17 protein-coding genes and 1 riboswitch are annotated in these 16,307 nt (G+C 57.6%); of the genes, 5 read left to right on the top strand and 12 right to left on the bottom strand.

The window, feature by feature from the left end; translation table 11 throughout:
* Positions 1–260: 260 nt before the first annotated feature.
* Positions 261–1,169 (top strand): LysR family transcriptional regulator, encoded by a 909-nt coding sequence (locus tag DXH47_RS09455; protein WP_129033089.1) that lies wholly within the window; start codon positions 261–263, stop codon positions 1,167–1,169.
* 110 nt (positions 1,170–1,279) lie between these two features.
* Here DXH47_RS09455 and DXH47_RS09450 read toward each other — a convergent pair whose 3' ends face one another.
* The 3 genes from DXH47_RS09450 to DXH47_RS09440 form a co-directional block, all read right to left on the bottom strand.
* The gene (locus tag DXH47_RS09450) at positions 1,280–1,504 is read right to left on the bottom strand and encodes a DUF2922 domain-containing protein (RefSeq protein ID WP_129033088.1); all 225 of its coding nucleotides are present in this window, start codon (positions 1,502–1,504) and stop codon (positions 1,280–1,282) included.
* Positions 1,505–1,531: 27 nt separating this feature from the next.
* Entirely contained in the window at positions 1,532–1,729 is a 198-nt protein-coding gene (locus tag DXH47_RS09445) for a hypothetical protein (RefSeq protein ID WP_129033087.1), read from the bottom strand.
* Between the two features lie 97 nt (positions 1,730–1,826).
* Positions 1,827–2,240 carry a helix-turn-helix domain-containing protein gene (locus DXH47_RS09440; protein WP_225423559.1) on the bottom strand — a complete coding sequence of 138 codons (414 nt, stop codon included), beginning with the start codon at positions 2,238–2,240 and terminating at the stop codon, positions 1,827–1,829.
* Between the two features lie 449 nt (positions 2,241–2,689).
* On the opposite strand from DXH47_RS09440, the gene DXH47_RS09435 reads away from it, so the two are divergent.
* Positions 2,690–3,772 (top strand): hypothetical protein, encoded by a 1,083-nt coding sequence (locus DXH47_RS09435; RefSeq protein ID WP_129033085.1) that lies wholly within the window; start codon positions 2,690–2,692, stop codon positions 3,770–3,772.
* 348 nt (positions 3,773–4,120) lie between these two features.
* Here the strand turns inward: DXH47_RS09435 and DXH47_RS09430 are convergent, their stop codons facing one another.
* The 6 genes from DXH47_RS09430 to DXH47_RS09405 all read right to left on the bottom strand — a co-directional run bounded on the left by DXH47_RS09430 (position 4,121) and on the right by DXH47_RS09405 (position 10,397).
* Positions 4,121–4,426, bottom strand: coding sequence for a hypothetical protein (locus tag DXH47_RS09430; protein ID WP_129033084.1), 306 nt, complete (start codon positions 4,424–4,426; stop codon positions 4,121–4,123).
* A gap of 597 nt (positions 4,427–5,023) precedes the next feature.
* Entirely contained in the window at positions 5,024–6,949 is a 1,926-nt protein-coding gene (locus DXH47_RS09425; protein ID WP_129033083.1) for an ABC transporter ATP-binding protein/permease, read from the bottom strand.
* A 66-nt stretch (positions 6,950–7,015) separates the two neighbouring features.
* Positions 7,016–7,672, bottom strand: coding sequence for a thiamine phosphate synthase (thiE, locus tag DXH47_RS09420; RefSeq protein WP_129033082.1), 657 nt, complete (start codon positions 7,670–7,672; stop codon positions 7,016–7,018).
* Positions 7,672–8,487, bottom strand: a complete 816-nt coding sequence (gene thiD, locus DXH47_RS09415; protein WP_129033081.1) for a bifunctional hydroxymethylpyrimidine kinase/phosphomethylpyrimidine kinase — start codon at positions 8,485–8,487, stop codon at positions 7,672–7,674. Before thiD ends, thiE begins: the two co-directional genes overlap by 1 nt.
* A gap of 23 nt (positions 8,488–8,510) precedes the next feature.
* Positions 8,511–9,299, bottom strand: coding sequence for a hydroxyethylthiazole kinase (thiM, locus tag DXH47_RS09410; RefSeq protein ID WP_129033080.1), 789 nt, complete (start codon positions 9,297–9,299; stop codon positions 8,511–8,513).
* A 110-nt stretch (positions 9,300–9,409) separates the two neighbouring features.
* Positions 9,410–9,514: riboswitch (TPP riboswitch) on the bottom strand.
* Positions 9,515–9,560: 46 nt separating this feature from the next.
* Entirely contained in the window at positions 9,561–10,397 is an 837-nt protein-coding gene (locus DXH47_RS09405) for an oxidoreductase (RefSeq protein WP_129033079.1), read from the bottom strand.
* Positions 10,398–10,579: 182 nt separating this feature from the next.
* Here DXH47_RS09405 and rlmD point away from each other — a divergent pair, with 182 nt between their 5' ends.
* From rlmD to DXH47_RS09390, 3 genes are all read left to right on the top strand, one after another.
* The gene (gene rlmD, locus DXH47_RS09400; RefSeq protein ID WP_129033078.1) at positions 10,580–12,019 is read left to right on the top strand and encodes a 23S rRNA (uracil(1939)-C(5))-methyltransferase RlmD; all 1,440 of its coding nucleotides are present in this window, start codon (positions 10,580–10,582) and stop codon (positions 12,017–12,019) included.
* Between the two features lie 76 nt (positions 12,020–12,095).
* Positions 12,096–12,530: a DUF2628 domain-containing protein gene (locus DXH47_RS09395; RefSeq protein ID WP_129033077.1), complete on the top strand. Its 435-nt coding sequence runs from the start codon at positions 12,096–12,098 to the stop codon at positions 12,528–12,530.
* Between the two features lie 215 nt (positions 12,531–12,745).
* Positions 12,746–13,600 carry a DUF368 domain-containing protein gene (locus DXH47_RS09390; protein ID WP_129033076.1) on the top strand — a complete coding sequence of 285 codons (855 nt, stop codon included), beginning with the start codon at positions 12,746–12,748 and terminating at the stop codon, positions 13,598–13,600.
* A gap of 80 nt (positions 13,601–13,680) precedes the next feature.
* Here DXH47_RS09390 and DXH47_RS09385 read toward each other — a convergent pair whose 3' ends face one another.
* From DXH47_RS09385 to DXH47_RS09375, 3 genes are all read right to left on the bottom strand, one after another.
* Complete coding sequence (locus DXH47_RS09385; RefSeq protein ID WP_129033075.1) at positions 13,681–13,962, bottom strand: type II toxin-antitoxin system Phd/YefM family antitoxin; 282 nt, start codon at positions 13,960–13,962, stop codon at positions 13,681–13,683.
* Between the two features lie 26 nt (positions 13,963–13,988).
* Complete coding sequence (gene glpK, locus DXH47_RS09380; protein ID WP_129033074.1) at positions 13,989–15,506, bottom strand: glycerol kinase GlpK; 1,518 nt, start codon at positions 15,504–15,506, stop codon at positions 13,989–13,991.
* A 149-nt stretch (positions 15,507–15,655) separates the two neighbouring features.
* Positions 15,656–16,303 carry an endonuclease III domain-containing protein gene (locus tag DXH47_RS09375; RefSeq protein WP_225423558.1) on the bottom strand — a complete coding sequence of 216 codons (648 nt, stop codon included), beginning with the start codon at positions 16,301–16,303 and terminating at the stop codon, positions 15,656–15,658.
* Between the last annotated feature and the right edge of the window lie 4 nt (positions 16,304–16,307).

Raw genomic sequence — 16,307 nt, 5'->3', positions numbered from 1 at the left:
GAGATGGCTAACGGACTGTCATCGACTGGAAACAAGCCGGACAATGCAGACGTGACGTCGGGATTGGCACGGGTCGCTAATAGATTTTTCATGAGTATTTCCCCCTTTAACGCTACGGCCAGGTCAGCGACTGACCCAACCACTTAACTGGACTATCCCCTAAGACATCGATATGATAGAATATCGGTAAAGAAAAGTACAATTCATGCATTCAAAAGTAACGTGAAAGTTATTCATTTTAACTAAGGAGGGGGCCGACCATGTTACCGTTTGCCTACCGCGTCTTTCAAGCCATCATCCAGGAGCACACCTTTTACCGGGCGGCGCAGATCTTGAACGTCACGCCGTCCGCCATCAGTCACTCCGTCAACCAACTGGAAAAGGAGCTGGGCTTTAGCCTGTTCATCAGAAACCGCGCCGGCGTCGAGCTGACCCCGGATGGCCAAGCCGTCCAACCCCTGATTCAGGCCATCGTCAACGCCGAGGACCGCTTGGAACAGGCCGCCGCTAACATCAAGGGCCTAAACGCCGGGTCGGTGCGCATCGGTGCCTTCTCGTCGGTCTGCATCAACTGGCTGCCACCCATCATCCAAAACTTCAAGCAAGACTACCCGGCCATCGCCATCAACGTCGAACAGGCCGACTTCACCGAGATCGCCGCGGCCGTCAAGACGGGCCGCCTCGATTTGGGCTTTTCCGCTTTGCCGGTCAACGAGAAATTAACGGTCCTGCCACTGATCAAGGACGAAATCTATTGCATCACCCCGGCCGACTTCATTCCCGCTAACCGCACGACGGTCACCGCCAGCGACTTAGCCGACCAGAACTTCATCCTCCAACGCGGCGACTACGACAAGGACACCAAGGCCGCCTTGGACCACTACCAGATTCAACCCAACGCCCTGCGCTTCTCCATCGACGACCAATCGATCCTCGCCATGGTCGAAGCCGGCATGGGCATGGGCATCTTACCGGAACTGGCCTTGGAGCGCATCAGCGGCGATGTCAACGTCTACCGTTTCGACCAGCGCTTCTACCGGACCATCTGCCTGGTGGTCAACAGCGAGCAGGCCAAGGCGCCCTCGACCGCCAAGATGATCACCGCCATCACTAGCTACGTCACCCAGAAGTACCCGGGCAAAGTCCTGCAACACCCCGGGGCCCTATGACCCACGCCCAAAAGCCGCCGCTACCTCACTTACAGGTAGACGGCGGCTTTTAGCGTTGCGGTACACACAGAGGGGAGAGCTCAGTGCGGTAAGTTAGCTAGTATGTCGTGTTAAGCGGTCGCAGCCGGTAACGGCGTCTTGGTGGTCTCAATCACTTGGGCACTCACCGGCGTGGCGTAGAGGGCCACGTCTTCTTTGGCGAACAGCTTGGTGTCGGCCATCTTGGCCATGATGGCCAGGGCGTTTTCAGCGGTCAAGTCGGCACTGACGTACTTCAAGCGCAGGTTCTTGATGCGGTGGTCGGCGCCTTTGAAGGTTAATTCCAATGATTTCATGAGTCCAATCCCTTTCTATAAGTGGCGTTAAGCGACGTCGTTTTGGGTGGTCACGTTGGCATGGCGGAACGTTAAGCCGGTCAAATCGGCCAGGTAACTGCCAAACGCTTCGATCTGGTCGGACGTTGGTTCAGCCACGCCGTTGTTCAGCGCGATCCGCACGGGATGTACCAAGTCGTCCCCCATCAAGAAGGTGATTGAAGTCTTTGTCCATTTGCTCGTCATAGTGTCCTGCTCCTCTCGAAGTTAAGTTTTGGTAAGTGACTGGCCAGCCCTTACACCCTTACTAACGAAATTTGCGGCGAGTTTGTCACCCCCTAATTTACTTTCCCCAAAAATTCACCCGTTTGAGCCGGTTCGCCAGGTGCTTGCGCCAGCCATAGACGGTCTGGCGGCTGACCCGGCACTGGGCCGCAATCTCCGCGATCGACAACTGTTGCTTGAGCGTCCCCATCAGATACTGCCACTCCCCGATGGATCCCGTCTCGCGAATCAGCTTCAAAAGCCGCGCTTCCAAGAGCCGTTGGGCCACCAAGATGTGGGGGTCGACCTGATCGTCGGCCACGGCGGACAGTAACTGTTCGTGGTCGCCCTCCGCCTGATGGGTCAGCAAGCGCCGGTCGCGCCGCAAACGGTCCAGCAACTCCCAATACAACTTCTGTTGGGCGTAGGCTAAGAACTGGTGCGGCTTTTCTCGCGGATTCTCCGGGAAACGCGCATAAATCTGGGGGAACAACAACCGCCCCTCCTGTAAGTAATCCTGGTAATCGTTGTGACTCGGGGTTAAATATAGTTTTTTCAAAACACTATGGATCACTAGCTCATGGTCCCCAGAAAAAAGAAATTTGTAAGCCTCATCTAGATTATCGGAATACATGTGTATTACCCTCCAATATCGCTTTAGTTTGGTTCCCCATTTGAGGGAACTTCTGTAGGATAACGGCTTTAAAAGCCCCCGTCCAACCCCAATTTTCGCCCTTTTAGCCGCCTTTTCGTGGGGGCGCCTTATATGTATAATTTATAAAAACGATTACTTGCAGATAACCCTAGCGAAGGCGGACCTGCCCCGATTTTTCTGGATTACCCCGTTTTTCTGGTTGCTGACCATTTAATTTTTTTCAAAATCAGTGCTATAAATAATACGGAGTGTCGATAATGTTTTTCAATCTAAGGAGAGGGTTTTCAATGCATAAGTTAGCCTGGCTACCCTGGGTGACCGCTTCGGCAATCGCACTCGGATTGCTTGTCGGCGGGTCAACCACCGCAACCGCAAAGGTCAAGACGTACACCCAACACGGTAACGCCTTGGCCGCGTATAACGTCAAGCATTACAAGACGGTCAACAACAAGAATTTCTTTGTGAAGCGCTACCAATTCACCGGAACGGGCAGCTCGATGACCAGCACCAAGGGGAAGCAAGTCACGTTCAAGACCAACTTCTTATTGCCATCCCACTACGATAGCAAGACCTGGACCAACCCGCAAAGCATCGTGCTGAACAAGACCGGTAGCACCATGTACGTCCTCAGTACGGCGCACAATAACCGCGGCTTCATCGTCAAGTACAACGTCGCCGGGCTGAAGAAGTTGGGCGTCACCAGTGGCGCCAAGGACGCCCTCGCCCAAGCTGGCAAGGACAAGGAAGCTAACCAACTGACGGCAAAGGACAAGGCCATCTTGAAGAACGTCAAAGTCGGCCCCGTCTTCGCCACGGGCCACGGCCAATCGCTGGCCCGCAACCCCAAGACCGGTCAACTCTGGTTCGTCGGTGCCCGGGCCATCCACAGTAACGTCCAACAGGTCAGCACCAAGACCTTGAAGCCCATCAAGCGCATCAACTTCACCTTGAAGAGCACCGTGCCGATGGGCGAGAATCTGACCTTCGACAAGAAGGGCAACGCCTACTTCTATACTTATTCCAGCGGCGGCTGGGCCCCGAAAGGCACCGTCAAGATCTACAAGGGCAAGATCAAGGCCAAGTCCGTCAAGTTCCACTTGATCATGCAGGGCTTACGGCACAACCCCGGCACCAAGAGCCAGTCCTTGGCCTACAACGCCAAGCGTAACCGGCTGTACTTCATGAGTGACGGCAGCATCTCGTCCGTCCCCGTCAATAAGCTCGGCCACCTCAAGGCTAAAGACGTCGAGGCCACCAACTTGAGCGGCAAGCGCGAACTGGAAGGCTTGCAGTTCACCAATAAGGGCGTCGGTTACCTCTTGACTAACCGGCCCGCTCAGGTCATGAAGACCACCAAAGCGAACTTCTAACTTAAACGCACGTTTAAAGGCCGTTCCGCACTGCGGGACGGCCTTTTTGCATCGCAACGGGGATTTAGCTGGCCGGTAGCTTCTGGCCGGCTATGGGGCCTTAAACACACTAAAAAGCCGCCCTCACGTCTCACGACGCCAGAACGGCTCCTCAGTTAAACTAGACGCGACTACCCCTTGAGCGTCGCTCGCCGGTAAGGTCACCCGGCCATCATCCCGGTGATGACGGCCTCATTGCTCATCAGACGACAAAAGTTGACCGTGCAGAATTTCTCCGCTGCACCCGGTTCAGTTCCATTATACGAACGTACGTTCAAGATGGCAAGGCCGATTTTAGCGGTCGCACCGCTAACGGGCCCCGCTAATCGTGCCCCTGCTAGTCGTAACCCTTGGGTCAAAGGTCACCGACCAACAGGCGCGGCCATCCGTGGTGCTCCCATCGGGGCCACGGTACCCGTTACCAGGTCGTGGCCCCAAATCAAGGTGGGGGCTTATCGCCGCAGACGGGGCCACAGCCAATCCCGTGACCGTGACGGTAGCCAGCGGTATCCCTGCCGCTGACTGCCGGCCATCCGTGGGCGACCCACGGTAGTGAACTCGTGCCATCGAGATGACGGACCACAACGTGGGGTCAGTCGTGATAGGATGCGTCACGTCGCCTCGTGGTCACAGTATGTATCACCTCTTGCAACCCACTTTACCGCCTGGCGCCCCATTCGTCAATTCCCCCCGGTTGAGGGATGCCGAAATTCAAATCCGCGACCGCGAGGAAAGCCATGGGGACCGGGGGATTAGCGGGACTGGTAACTCCCCGGGGATAAATTTTATCTTTTTGTGTTGCCGCTGCTCGCTAAAGATCACGTGCCGGGCTGGACAGTGAGCCTAACCAAGGCGCCCCGCCACCGAATTTGCCCCAGCAATTAGTCCGCCTCACCAGAAATTGTCGGGAGGCAAAGTCGTTCAAGCCCTTAACGACTCACCTGAAATTTTCTCTCGTTTGGTCAGTGCCCTCAAGATCCCCTTTAGTTGGTTTCTCCCCCACACCATGGTAGACTATGCGCGTAGAGTTAAGTCTTAGTCAGCTTAACTTCTCAATTTTATGACCAGCACCGTTCGTTATTGAAGTTCGCTTCGCTAACGGACGGCGCTGTTTTTTCACGGTTATCTTAGGGTGACACTTTGCAACTAGTGTGCCAACCCGTGGACCTTAAAAAGCCGTTAGGACGTTTTCGTCCCAACGGCTTTTTGGTATTATTCGTAAGCTAAGGCTTCGATTGGATCGAGTTTAGCTGCCCGACTGGACGGCGCTAAGGCCGCTAGCAGGCTGATGATAATAGACACGGCCACCCCGAAGACCAGGTAGCCACCGGTGATGCCGATGATGTGGTACCCAATATAGGTCGTGGCCACGTGGTTGGCCGCTAACGCCACGATCTCGGTGAAGACCAGCGCCAAGAGACTGGAGAACAGTCCCAAGAAGAAGGCCTCCGACAAGAAGAGGTTCTTCACGTCGCGGCGGCGAACCCCTAAAGCCCGCAGAATCCCGATTTCCTTGGTCCGTTCGGAGACGCTGATGTACAGCACCACGATGATCATGATGGCCGAGACCAGAAGCGAGATACCGGCGATGGCCGCTAGGACGTAGAACGCCAACTGGATGTAGGTGTTCAACGTCGAGACGATGGCACCCGCCCCGGTCAACTGGTACTGCTTCTTGCCGTTAGCCGTCGTCAACGCGCGAATCTTATCCTGCACGCCGGTGACGTGGCTGAAGCTGTCGATATCGACCGTGGCGAAGTTCGCTCTAAACGTCAGGTTCTTACTGTGGTAAAGTTGCTTGATCGTCCCCAACGTGGTCTGGAACTGCCCGCTACTGCCATCGGTGATGCCGCTGACCGTCAGGCGCTTGGTCATGACTGTCGGAATATTGTGCTTATCCATCGCAGTCAACGACACCTTGACCTTCTTGCCAATCAGCTTGTAGGGGTGCTGTTTATTGAACTTCTGGGCGAAGCTCTTCGACAACAGGACTTCATTTTGCCCCGGCTTATGCCCCTTCTTCACGCTCTTGGCCAGCATCTGGTCAGTCACCGTTTGGACCAGTTGGGCCGTGGCTGTGTTCCCGCCCTGCTGGATCTGAGCGCCCTGAGTCGCGTAACCCAGTTGGACCTTCTTGACGTGGTCGATCTTTTTCAACCGCTGCACGTCTTTGGCCTTGATTTCCAACTTCTGCGGATTTTCACTGCTGGTCTTTTGGGCGACCTGGACCGCCGTTGGTTTAATCTGCGAGTAGATCTCGTGATTGATATAACCCTTGACGCCGCGGCCCAACCCCAGCATCAAGATGACGCTGAAGATACCGATCGACGCCCCGAAGATAATCAAGAGGTTGCGCCCCAGGTTATAGCGCATGTGCTGCAAGGCCATGCGCACCGTGGCGCCAAAGCTCAGGTGCTTGGCGGGCACCTCGGCGTGGTCGGTGACTTTAAACGGGTCCTTCAACTGCTCGTCGCGGTCGATGACCCCGTCCGCCATGTGCACGATCCGCGTCCCGTGGTCGGCGACGGCCTGCGAGTGGGTCACACAGATGACCAACTTACCGCTATCCGCAATCTGGTCCATCAAGGCCAGAATCTCTTGGGTGTTCTGCGCATCCAATGCTCCGGTGGGTTCGTCGGCAATGATGATGTCCGGGTCAGACGCGAGTGCCCGGGCGATAGCGACCCGTTGCTTTTGGCCCCCCGATAACTGGTTGGGGTGCTTGTGACGGTGTTCTTTCAACCCCACCTGGTCCAGTAACTCGGTGGCCCGGTCGCGCTGTTCCTTCTTGGACAGCTTGGTCATCTGTAAGGAGATCATCACGTTGTCCAGGATACTCAGGTGACTCACCAGGTTAAAGTTTTGGAAAATGAACCCGATGGTCTGGCGCCGGTAGCTGTCCAGTTGCTTGACGGACGCGTGGCGCAACGACTCGCCGTTCAACAACACATCGCCTTCGTACTGGGCGTCCAACCCACCGATGATGTTCATCAACGTGGTCTTCCCACCCCCGGACTCCCCCAAGATCGACACGAACTCGCCGCGGTCGAACTTGAGGCTGATGCCCTTGAGGACAGGGAACGGCGTCTTATTGACGTAGTACGCCTTATGAATATTTTTTAGCTCTAAAAAGCTCATTGGTAAACCCCTCTTGGTCAGTATTAGTTCAAACGATAACCGATTTCAGGGCAAAAGGCAATTAATTTAATTGCCGGCAAACGCCGTGCGCATAGCGTCGACGGCTGCTTGCGGGTGGTCGTGACGGGTCAGCATGGTGATGACCGCCGCACCGGCCGCGCCAGTTGCCGCAATCGCCGGCAGTGATGCCACGGTGACGCCGCCGATGGCGACAACGGGCACCCGCGAGAGTTCGACCAGGTGGGCCAGGCCCGAAGTACCGATGACCGGGTCGGCATCGGCCTTGGAAACGGTCGGGTTGATAGGCCCGCTGCCCAGATAAGCGATCCCGTCGATCTGGTTAGCCGCCTCGACCTCTTCGGCCGTCGAGCAGGACAGGCCCACGAAAATCTGCCGGTCCTTGACGGCTTCCAAGACTTCTTGAATCCGCTGGTCGCTTTGGCCCACGTGAATCCCGTCGGCGTTCAACGCCAAGGCTAAATCCACGTCATCGTCGACGATGAACGGCACGTTGGCCTCCCGGCACTGGTCGCGCAAATCGCCACCTAAGGTACAGCGTTCCACCGTGGACAAGGTACTGCCGTCCTTATCGCGGAACTGAAAAGCCGTGATCCCGGCATCCAGCATGGTTGCGAGCACCTGCCGCAAGTCGCGGCCCGGTATGTCTTGACTGCCGGCTACAAAGTACGCCCGGAGCAAGCCGGGCTCAAACGTTACTGACATTAGATCGTCCCTCCTTGATTATAAGCCCAATGGTTCAACGGTCCGTGACCGTGCCCGACCGCAATCGGGTGGGCAATGGCGGCGGTCACGTAGTCCTTGGCCAACCGGATGGCCGATTCGAAATCGGCACCCTTGGCCAGTTCGGCCGTGATACACGACGACAAGGTGTCGCCGGTACCATGGGTGCGCACGGTATCGACTCGCGGCGCACTCAGCCAAAACGACCGGCCGTCGGCGAGCAACACGAAGTCGCTGGCCTGGTCGGGCGTGGCTTCGTGGCCCCCTTTGATGACCACGTTCTTCGCGCCCAGGTTCTGCAGCTCCACCGCGGCGGCCTCCATCTCTTCTTTATCATCAAGTGGCAAGCCCGTCAAGCGTTTGGCTTCTGGCAGGTTGGGCGTCAAGACATCGGCTAACGGCACCAGCTCGTCACGCACCGTGGCTACCGCGTCGTCGGCCAAAAGTGCCGCGCCGCCCTTGGCAATCATCACCGGGTCGACCGTGAGCGGTCCAAAGTCGTAGCGCTTGAGGTTCTCGACCACGCCGTGCACGTGGGCCGCATCGGCCAGCATCCCCGTCTTGCAGGCGCTGATTTTAAGGTCCGCGGCTAACGAGGCGAACTGTTCGTCGATCAATTTCTGCGGCAGTGCCATGAAGTCTTGCACGCCCAGCGTGTTTTGCGCGGTGACGGCCACGACCACCGCCGTGCCGAACACCTGCCGTTCCTGCATGGTCTTGAGGTCGGCCATCACGCCGGCCCCGCCACCACTATCGGTCCCCGCGATCGTCAAGGTCTGGGGAAATTCGTTTGCCATGATTACTCGTCCTTCTTTCCGCCTTAGTCGTACGCCGCCAGTTCTTCCAACTGGGCGACGGTGGTTTGTTGTAAGGCGTCCATTAATTTAATAATAAAGGTCCCGGACCCCATCTGCGGGTCACTTTGGGCCACGCGTTGACCGATGCCCGCAAAGACCAGGCACGCCGTCTGGGCCGCTTCGAAGTAGTCGGGGTCCACGGCGCAAAAGGCCGCCACGATACTCGACAGCATGTCGCCGGAGCCCACGTGGGTCTGGAACAACGGCGTGCCGTTCAAGACCTGCACGGTCCGCTTGCCGTCAGTGATGACGTCGGTCGGCCCGGACAAGATGACGGTACAGCGCCGCTTGATGGCACAGGACTGCGCGATGCTGACCAGATTGCCACTGCCGCTACCGGCGTCGATGCCCTTGGCCTGCCAGTCGACCCCGGCTAAGGCCGCAATCTCACCGGCATTGCCCCGGATGACGTCTGGTTGAAAGGCCGTCAATAGGTCTTCGGCCACCTTGGCCCGATAAGCCACGGCCCCCACCGCGACCGGGTCGATGACCAATGGTTTGTGGTACTTATTGGCCAGTTGGCCGGTGACCTTGATGTGCTTGATCTGTGGTTCGGTGAAGGCCCCCAGGTTCAAGCAGACCGCTTGAGCCAGTTGGACCATCTCGTCAGCCTCGGCCACCTCTTCGGACATGATCGGTGACGCACCGATAGCGTTGATGCCGTTGGCGACGTCTTGGACCGTCACGAAGTTCGAGATGTTGAACACGATGGGATTTTGTTGCCGTAAATCGTTTAATAAGCTCAGTTTCATGAGTAAAGGACCCCCAAAATAGTAGTGCTAACGTGCCCCGCCATGACCACGCTTCGCGTCAGTCCCAATCAAACGCAAAAGCCACCCCTTCACAGCAAGTGAACGGGTGGCTTCGCCATCAAACACGTTCCCTCCGCAAGCATGGTCTCGACAGGTTCAAAGGAATCGCGGGCATTCCCGCATCTCAGCCCCAAGGGGCACTCCTAGTGTTAGTTATCTTTAAGCATAACAGGTTGACGTGAGACGTCAACGGTTCTTAGATTATTGCATGATCCGTTTAGCGGCTGCACCAGTCCAGCGCCAGATCTGATCCATGGCTTTTTCGGACAACAGGCGCCGCGCCCATAAGATCTGACTGCCGGCCCCGGCGTGATAACGGGTCTTCGGCCGCCGGGCCAACGCCGCGCGGTCGACTAGCCGAGCAATCACCTGGGGTTCACTGGCGAAGCGTTTAGCGGCTCTCAAGATGGCTTCCCCGGTGCTGGCCGATTGGGCGTAAGGCCCAGTGCCCGACAGCTCGTGCAAGTGACCCGCGGCGATGTCGGCCCAAGCGGACTGGATACTGCCAGGTTCGACGACCACCACCTGGATGCCGTGGGGGCTCAGTTCGAAACGTAAGGTGTCCGAGAGACCCTCCAAGGCAAACTTCGAGGCCACGTACCAACTGGCCAGGGGTTGGGCGACCTTGCCGTCCACGGACGTGATGTTGATGATCCGGCCGCTGTGCTGTTGACGCATCATCGGCAGGACCGAGCGAATCAGCCGCGCCGCCCCGAATAAATTGACGTCAAACTGCCCTTTAGCTTGTTCTAGTGGGACGTCTTCTAACGCGCCCAGTAAGCCAAACCCGGCGTTATTGACCAGGATATCGATGCGCCCGGTCTCCCCGACGATGCGGTTGACCGTCTGGTCCACGCTGTCGGTATCGGTGACGTCGAGTGACAACGTGGTGATGCCCAAGTCGTCAAGGTCGTTCATCCGGTCTACCCGCCGCGCGCCAGCGTAAACGGTGACCCCGTTGCGGTGTAAGCCCCGCGCGATGGCGTTGCCAATCCCCGAGGACGCCCCGGTGACCAGCGCTACTTTTCGATGATGCATAAGCCAAGCCCCCTTTTTGAGATACTTCAATTGTACCGAAAAGCGCGGCGCTTCGCCATGAAAGCGGCCGCATTTGGGCGAACTTTTTGCGCGGGACCAAGCGGGAAACCCCACCGCGGGGCAAACTTTGGTATAATGGTCCAGATTGAATGGTTCTTAGACACAACTATATAGGAGAAAACATGAAAAATTATCAACCGCACCAAAATCGCCGGCGCAACGACCGGCACCGGGCCGACCACCGCAACACGCCCCAGGTCGAGGTCACAGAAGGCCAACGCTTTCCGTTGACCATCAAGCGCATGGGCATCAACGGCGAAGGCATCGGCTACTACAAGCGCATGGCGGTCTTCGTGCCCGGCGCCTTGACTGGTGAAGAGGCCGTGGTCGAGGTCACCAGCGTGGCCCACCGCTACCTGCGCGCCAAGGTCCACCGCATCCGTAAGGCCAGTCCGCACCGGGTCACCCCGCGCGATAGCTACGCCGACACGGTCGGGGGCTTCGAGCTGGAACACTTAGCTTACCCGCAACAACTCCAATTCAAACGCGACATCGTCATCCAGTCGCTAGAACGCTACCAGCCCCGCGGCTTCAAGGACTACGACGTCCGGCCGACACTCGGGATGGATCACCCCTACGAGTACCGCAACAAGGCTCAATTCCAAGTCCGGCAAACGGCTGACGGCACGGTCCAGGCCGGTCTCTACGCCGAACGTAGTCACGACTTAGTGGACCTGCCGACCTGTTCGGTCCAGATGCCCGTCACCATGACCGTGATGCGCGCCGTGGTCCAGATGCTCCAGGACCTCGAAGTCCCAATCTACGACGAGGACCACAACTCCGGGATCGTCAAAACGCTGGTGGTCCGCGCAGCCGCCAACACCGACGACGTGCAACTGACGGTCATCACCAACTCACAAAAGTTGCCACACAAGCACCAACTGTTGTTGCGGATCGCCGACGAGTTGCCACAAGTCACCTCGGTGATGCAAAACATCAACCCGGGCAAGACCTCGCTCATCTGGGGTGACGAGACCCGCCACTTAGCCGGCGAGACTACCATCACCGAAAAACTCGGCGGCCTAGCTTTCAAGCTCTCCGCGCGAGCCTTTCTCCAGTTGAACCCGGCCCAGACCGAAGTCCTCTACGACCAAGCGAAAAATGCCCTGGACTTACAGCCGGGCCAAACGCTGGTCGATGCCTACTCCGGGGTCGGGACTATCGGGTTGACACTGGCCGACACCGCCGCTGAAGTCCGCGGGATGGACGTCATCCCCGAAGCCGTCGCCGATGCCGAAGCAAACGCGCAGGCCAACGGCATCACCAACGCCCACTACAGTGTGGGCACCGCCGAAGACCTGTTGCCCCAATGGGCCGTCGCCGGCTTTCGCCCGGACGCTATCGTGGTCGACCCGCCGCGCACCGGTTTAGCTGACACCCTGATGGACACCATCTTGGCCGTTCACCCAAAAAAGCTGGTCTACATCTCCTGTAACCCATCAACGTTGGCTAAAGATTTGGTCACCTTGACCGAAGATTACCGGGTCGATTACATCCAGTCCGTCGACATGATGCCCCAGACGGCCCGCTGCGAGGCGGTCGTCAAGCTTTCTCGGCGATAGAATAGAATAATAGGCAACGATTTAATTTCGTGTTAGACTTTTAATAACGAATTTTGTTAGAAAGTTGGCTAATCACATGCAAGATCCTTTTAAGGGCTTTAACGATGATGATGGGAACAATAACGGTAACGGCCCTCAAGGACTGCCCTTGCCGCCGAACTACGCGACCGTAGTCAACCCCAAAACGGGGAACATGCGGATTGCGAAGGTTGGTTTCTCGTGGACCATGTTTCTGTTCCACCCGTTTCCCTCCATCTTTCGGGCCGATTGGTACAACTTGTTGTGTATCATCGGTGTCGAACTCGGCTTACAGATGCTGTTCTTCCTGTTAGTTCCGCTCAATGACCGGGCGGCCGCCAGCAGTGTCGTTGAACTCGGCATCGCCGTGTTGTGGGGCGCCATCTACAACCTGATGTACTACCGGCATCTCTTCACGCGGGGCTTCGTGCCCGCCGATGAGCGCTCGCGCGATCTCTTGACCCGCGCGCACTACTGGAAACCGCAAGACTAATTGAACCCGTTTCTGGGGCCCAGGCGACTGACCATTGTCAGTGGCGGGGCCCTTTTTGTACGCCTGGATTGCGACCGGTGTCCATTTAGAGTTGCGAAATGTGGCCCCACTTGGTATCCTATTGAGAACTTGTTGCCCTGACCCACTCAACGAACTCGACCGGTGGAACCCTTACTTTTCCACCGGCATCCCCACTTTCTAAGGAGGATTCACCTATGTTGACCCACCGAACTTTAAGCGTCGTGACCCGCCTGTGCAAGGGGGTCATCATCGCGTTAGGCTTCATCTTGCCCGGCGTTTCGGGCGGCGTACTCGCCGCCATTTTAGGCCTGTACGAACGCCTACTGGGCTTTATGGCCCACCCCAAGCAACGCTGGCGTCGTGATCTGCCCTTCTTCTTGCCGGTCGGTATCGGCGGCTTGTTGGGCGTGGCGCTTCTGGCCGCGCCTCTCGCCTACCTCTTGGCCCACGCGCAAGTCATCGTGTTGTGGGGCTTTGCCGGGGCCATCGTCGGCACGTTGCCCGACTTACTACGGACGGCAACCAAAGTGGCACCTCGTGACACCATCGACTGGATCTGGTTCGTGGGCACCTTGCTGGTGGGCGGCATCGGCCTCTACCACCTGAGCTTTTTGGGGACCCTACCGGCCAACTTCGGCGGCTTCATGGTCGCCGGCGGTTTGATTGCGCTAGGCATTCTGATTCCCGGCTTGAGCCCGTCGAATTTATTACTGATTCTTGGATTGTTCACGCCGATGCTCCAGGGGTTCAAGCGCTTTGATTTGCTGGGCGTCTTCTTGCCCATGGCTATCGGCGGGCTGGTGACGCTAGTGGCGTTAGCCCGCGGCATCGAGGCGTTGATCACCCACTACCATTCGCGGGTCTACCACTTCATCATCGGTCTGGTGGTCGCCAGCACCGCGCTGATCCTGAGTCCCAACCCCGCGGCGGCCGAGGGCATCTCCTACACTGGAGTGACCCTGGGGACAGTCGTTGCCAGTTTAGGGGCCGCGGTAGTCGGGGCGGCGTTAGGCTGGTGGATGAGTCGCCTGGAAGAGAGATACAAATAACTTTGATGGCCAAAAATTTGGCCATCAAAAGCCGCCCGAACCGGTCATGACTGGTTCGGGCGGCTTTTAGGTTAACCTTCTTAGGCTTCATCATCCGCTGGTGGCGTGGTGTCTGCCGTCGTGGACTCATCGGCGTTGGTCAGTTCGTCCATACTCTGTTGCAGGTCCTCATTTTGTGTCAACGTCGACCAGGCGTTTAGCGTCCGCTGCCAGGTCTCGTACTCCGCCTTAGAGATCATCACCACGTTGCGGTGATGCTCGCGGGTGACGATGACCGCCCCGTCGTGTTGGTTGACCCAATCGGCGTAGTGGGCAAAGTGTTTCTTCAATTTCTTCGTGGTTGTGGCTTTAACTTTCGTCATTTCGACTCCCCCTTAGTTAGAATGACTTATGCGGTGGTGTTCGGCTTGAAGGCCCGCGTGGCCGCGACAGCCTGTTGCCAGCCCTGGTAGAGCTTGGTGCGCTTGTCGGCCGCCATATCGGGCACGAACAGGCGCCCGTCGGCATGGATCTGCTCAATCTCATCGAGACTGTCCCAGTAGCCCACGGCCAGCCCGGCCGCAATCGCCGCCCCCATCGCGGTGGTCTCCTCATCGGCTGCGCGCTGGACCGGCGTGTTCAAGATGTCGGCCTGAAATTGCATCAAGTAGCGATTCCGCGAGGCGCCCCCATCGACCATCAGCTCCGAAATCGTGATGCCGGTGTCTTGCGTCATGGTGGTCAAGACGTCGCGCGTCTGGTAGGCGATTGACTGTAAGGTCGCCTTGACGAAGTCGTTACGGTTACTGCCCCGCGTCAGACCGAAGACCGCGCCGCGCGCATCCGGATCCCAGTACGGCGCCCCTAGCCCGTTAAAGGCGGGCACCACGTAGACTTCATCTTCGTCGGTCGAGGCCATCGCCGCTTGACGCGACGCCGGCACGTTGTCGATAATTTTTAAGCTTTCGTGTAACCAAGCCAGCGCGGTGCCAGCCACCAGGATCGACCCTTCAAGGGCGTAGGTCACCTGGCCGTCGAGTTCATACGCGATGGTGGTCAGCAAGTTATGTTTGGACCGTTGCGGGTGATGACCGGTGTTCATCATCGCAAAGGCCCCGTCCCCATAAGTATTTTTGACCATGCCGGGTTTCAAGGCCAACTGCCCCAACAGGGCGGCGGATTGGTCCCCCATCAGCCCCGCAATCGGCACCTCGATGCCGTAGAACTGGAAGTTTTGGGTCACGCCGTAGACCTCGGAACTGGACTTGACCGTCGGCAACATGGCCGCCGGGATATTCAACCAGTCCAAAATGTCGGTGTCCCACTTGAGGTCGTGAATATTAAAGAGCATGGTCCGACTGGCATTACTGTAGTCGGTCACGTGAATCTTCCCGCCGGAGAGTTTCCAGGCCAGCCAACTGTCGACAGTCCCAAAGGCCAATTCGCCCTTTTCGGCCCGTGCTTGTGCACCATCGACGTGGTCTAAGATCCAGCGGACCTTGGTGGCGCTAAAGTAAGCGTCGACCACCAAGCCGGTCTTGTCCTGGATGGCCGCCCCGTGTTGCGCGGCCAAGTCCTTGGCTAGAGCGGCGGTCTGTTGACTTTGCCAGCCCACGGCCCGGTAAATCGGTTCGCCGGTAGTCCGGTCCCAGACGATGGTGGTTTCCCGTTGGCTACTGATGCCGATGGCCTTGATATTTTCCGGGTGAATCGATGCGTCGATCAAGGCGCTGGCAATCACCGAAAGGACACTGTTCCAGATTTCGTTGGCGTCGGATTCGACCCAGTCCGGTCGCGGGTAATATTGGGGGACTTCTTTGTACCCCTCGATTACCTTGCGCCCGTTATGGTCAAAAATCAACGCGCGCGTGCTACTGGTCCCTTGGTCAATCGCCAAGACGTAATTTTCCGGCTCTTTGAGTGCCATATCCTAAAAACTCCCTCCCGGTCTCCGTGCGAAAAGTAGCGGAAACGGTTTCAATTTTCGTTGCACCTATCATATCACGAACTTCCCGTGAGTCGATAGGATTTGTTCAAATCAGTGGGCGCAACACCGGTGAGCCAACATTCTGCTAGTTAGATTTTTAGCTGGTGACCGGCCAGAAACGACTGGTCGAAATCCGCGGCCGTTTTCACCTGCTTGCCGAACTCGTCGATCAACGCGTGAAACTCCTGGTAGTCGCGTAATTCCCCGCTAAATTGGGCCAGGACCTGACGTTGAAACGCCGGGTAGGTCTTGGGCATGGTCGCCCCTAACCAGGCGAACAACCGCCGCGCGTAGGTGTCGACCATGAAGGTGCCGTGGTCTAGCGTGTACATCAAGATGTAGTCGGCCGTCTCGTTGCCGATGCCGGTGATGGCCAGTAGCTCGGTCCGTAAACTGGCGGCGTCGCGGCGTTTCAGGGCCGCTAAATCGTCGTTGGCTTGTCCCAACCAGGCCGCTAACGCCAGAATCGCCGGGCCCTTGCGGCGGTAAAAGCCACTACTGCGAATCAGCGGCGTGATGGTCGCAGGCGTCAGTTCCCGCAACTTAGCCGGGGCAAAACCCGTCACGCGCTTGAGGTTGACTAGCGCCGGTTCCACGTTGCGCCAATTGGTGTTTTGGACCAAAATGGCGCCCAACATGATTTCGATTGGCGTCTCGGCCCAGGGCGTCCCCGGGCGCAACCAGGGTTGAGGCCCCATCGTTTGCGCCATAGCATGGTACAACTCGGTAATCGTCACAATT

The organism is Levilactobacillus suantsaii, assembly GCF_004115745.1.
GTDB lineage: Bacteria > Bacillota > Bacilli > Lactobacillales > Lactobacillaceae > Levilactobacillus > Levilactobacillus suantsaii.
The sequence above is the reverse complement of the archived record's forward strand: the minus strand, read 5'-3'. Positions and strand labels throughout refer to the sequence as shown.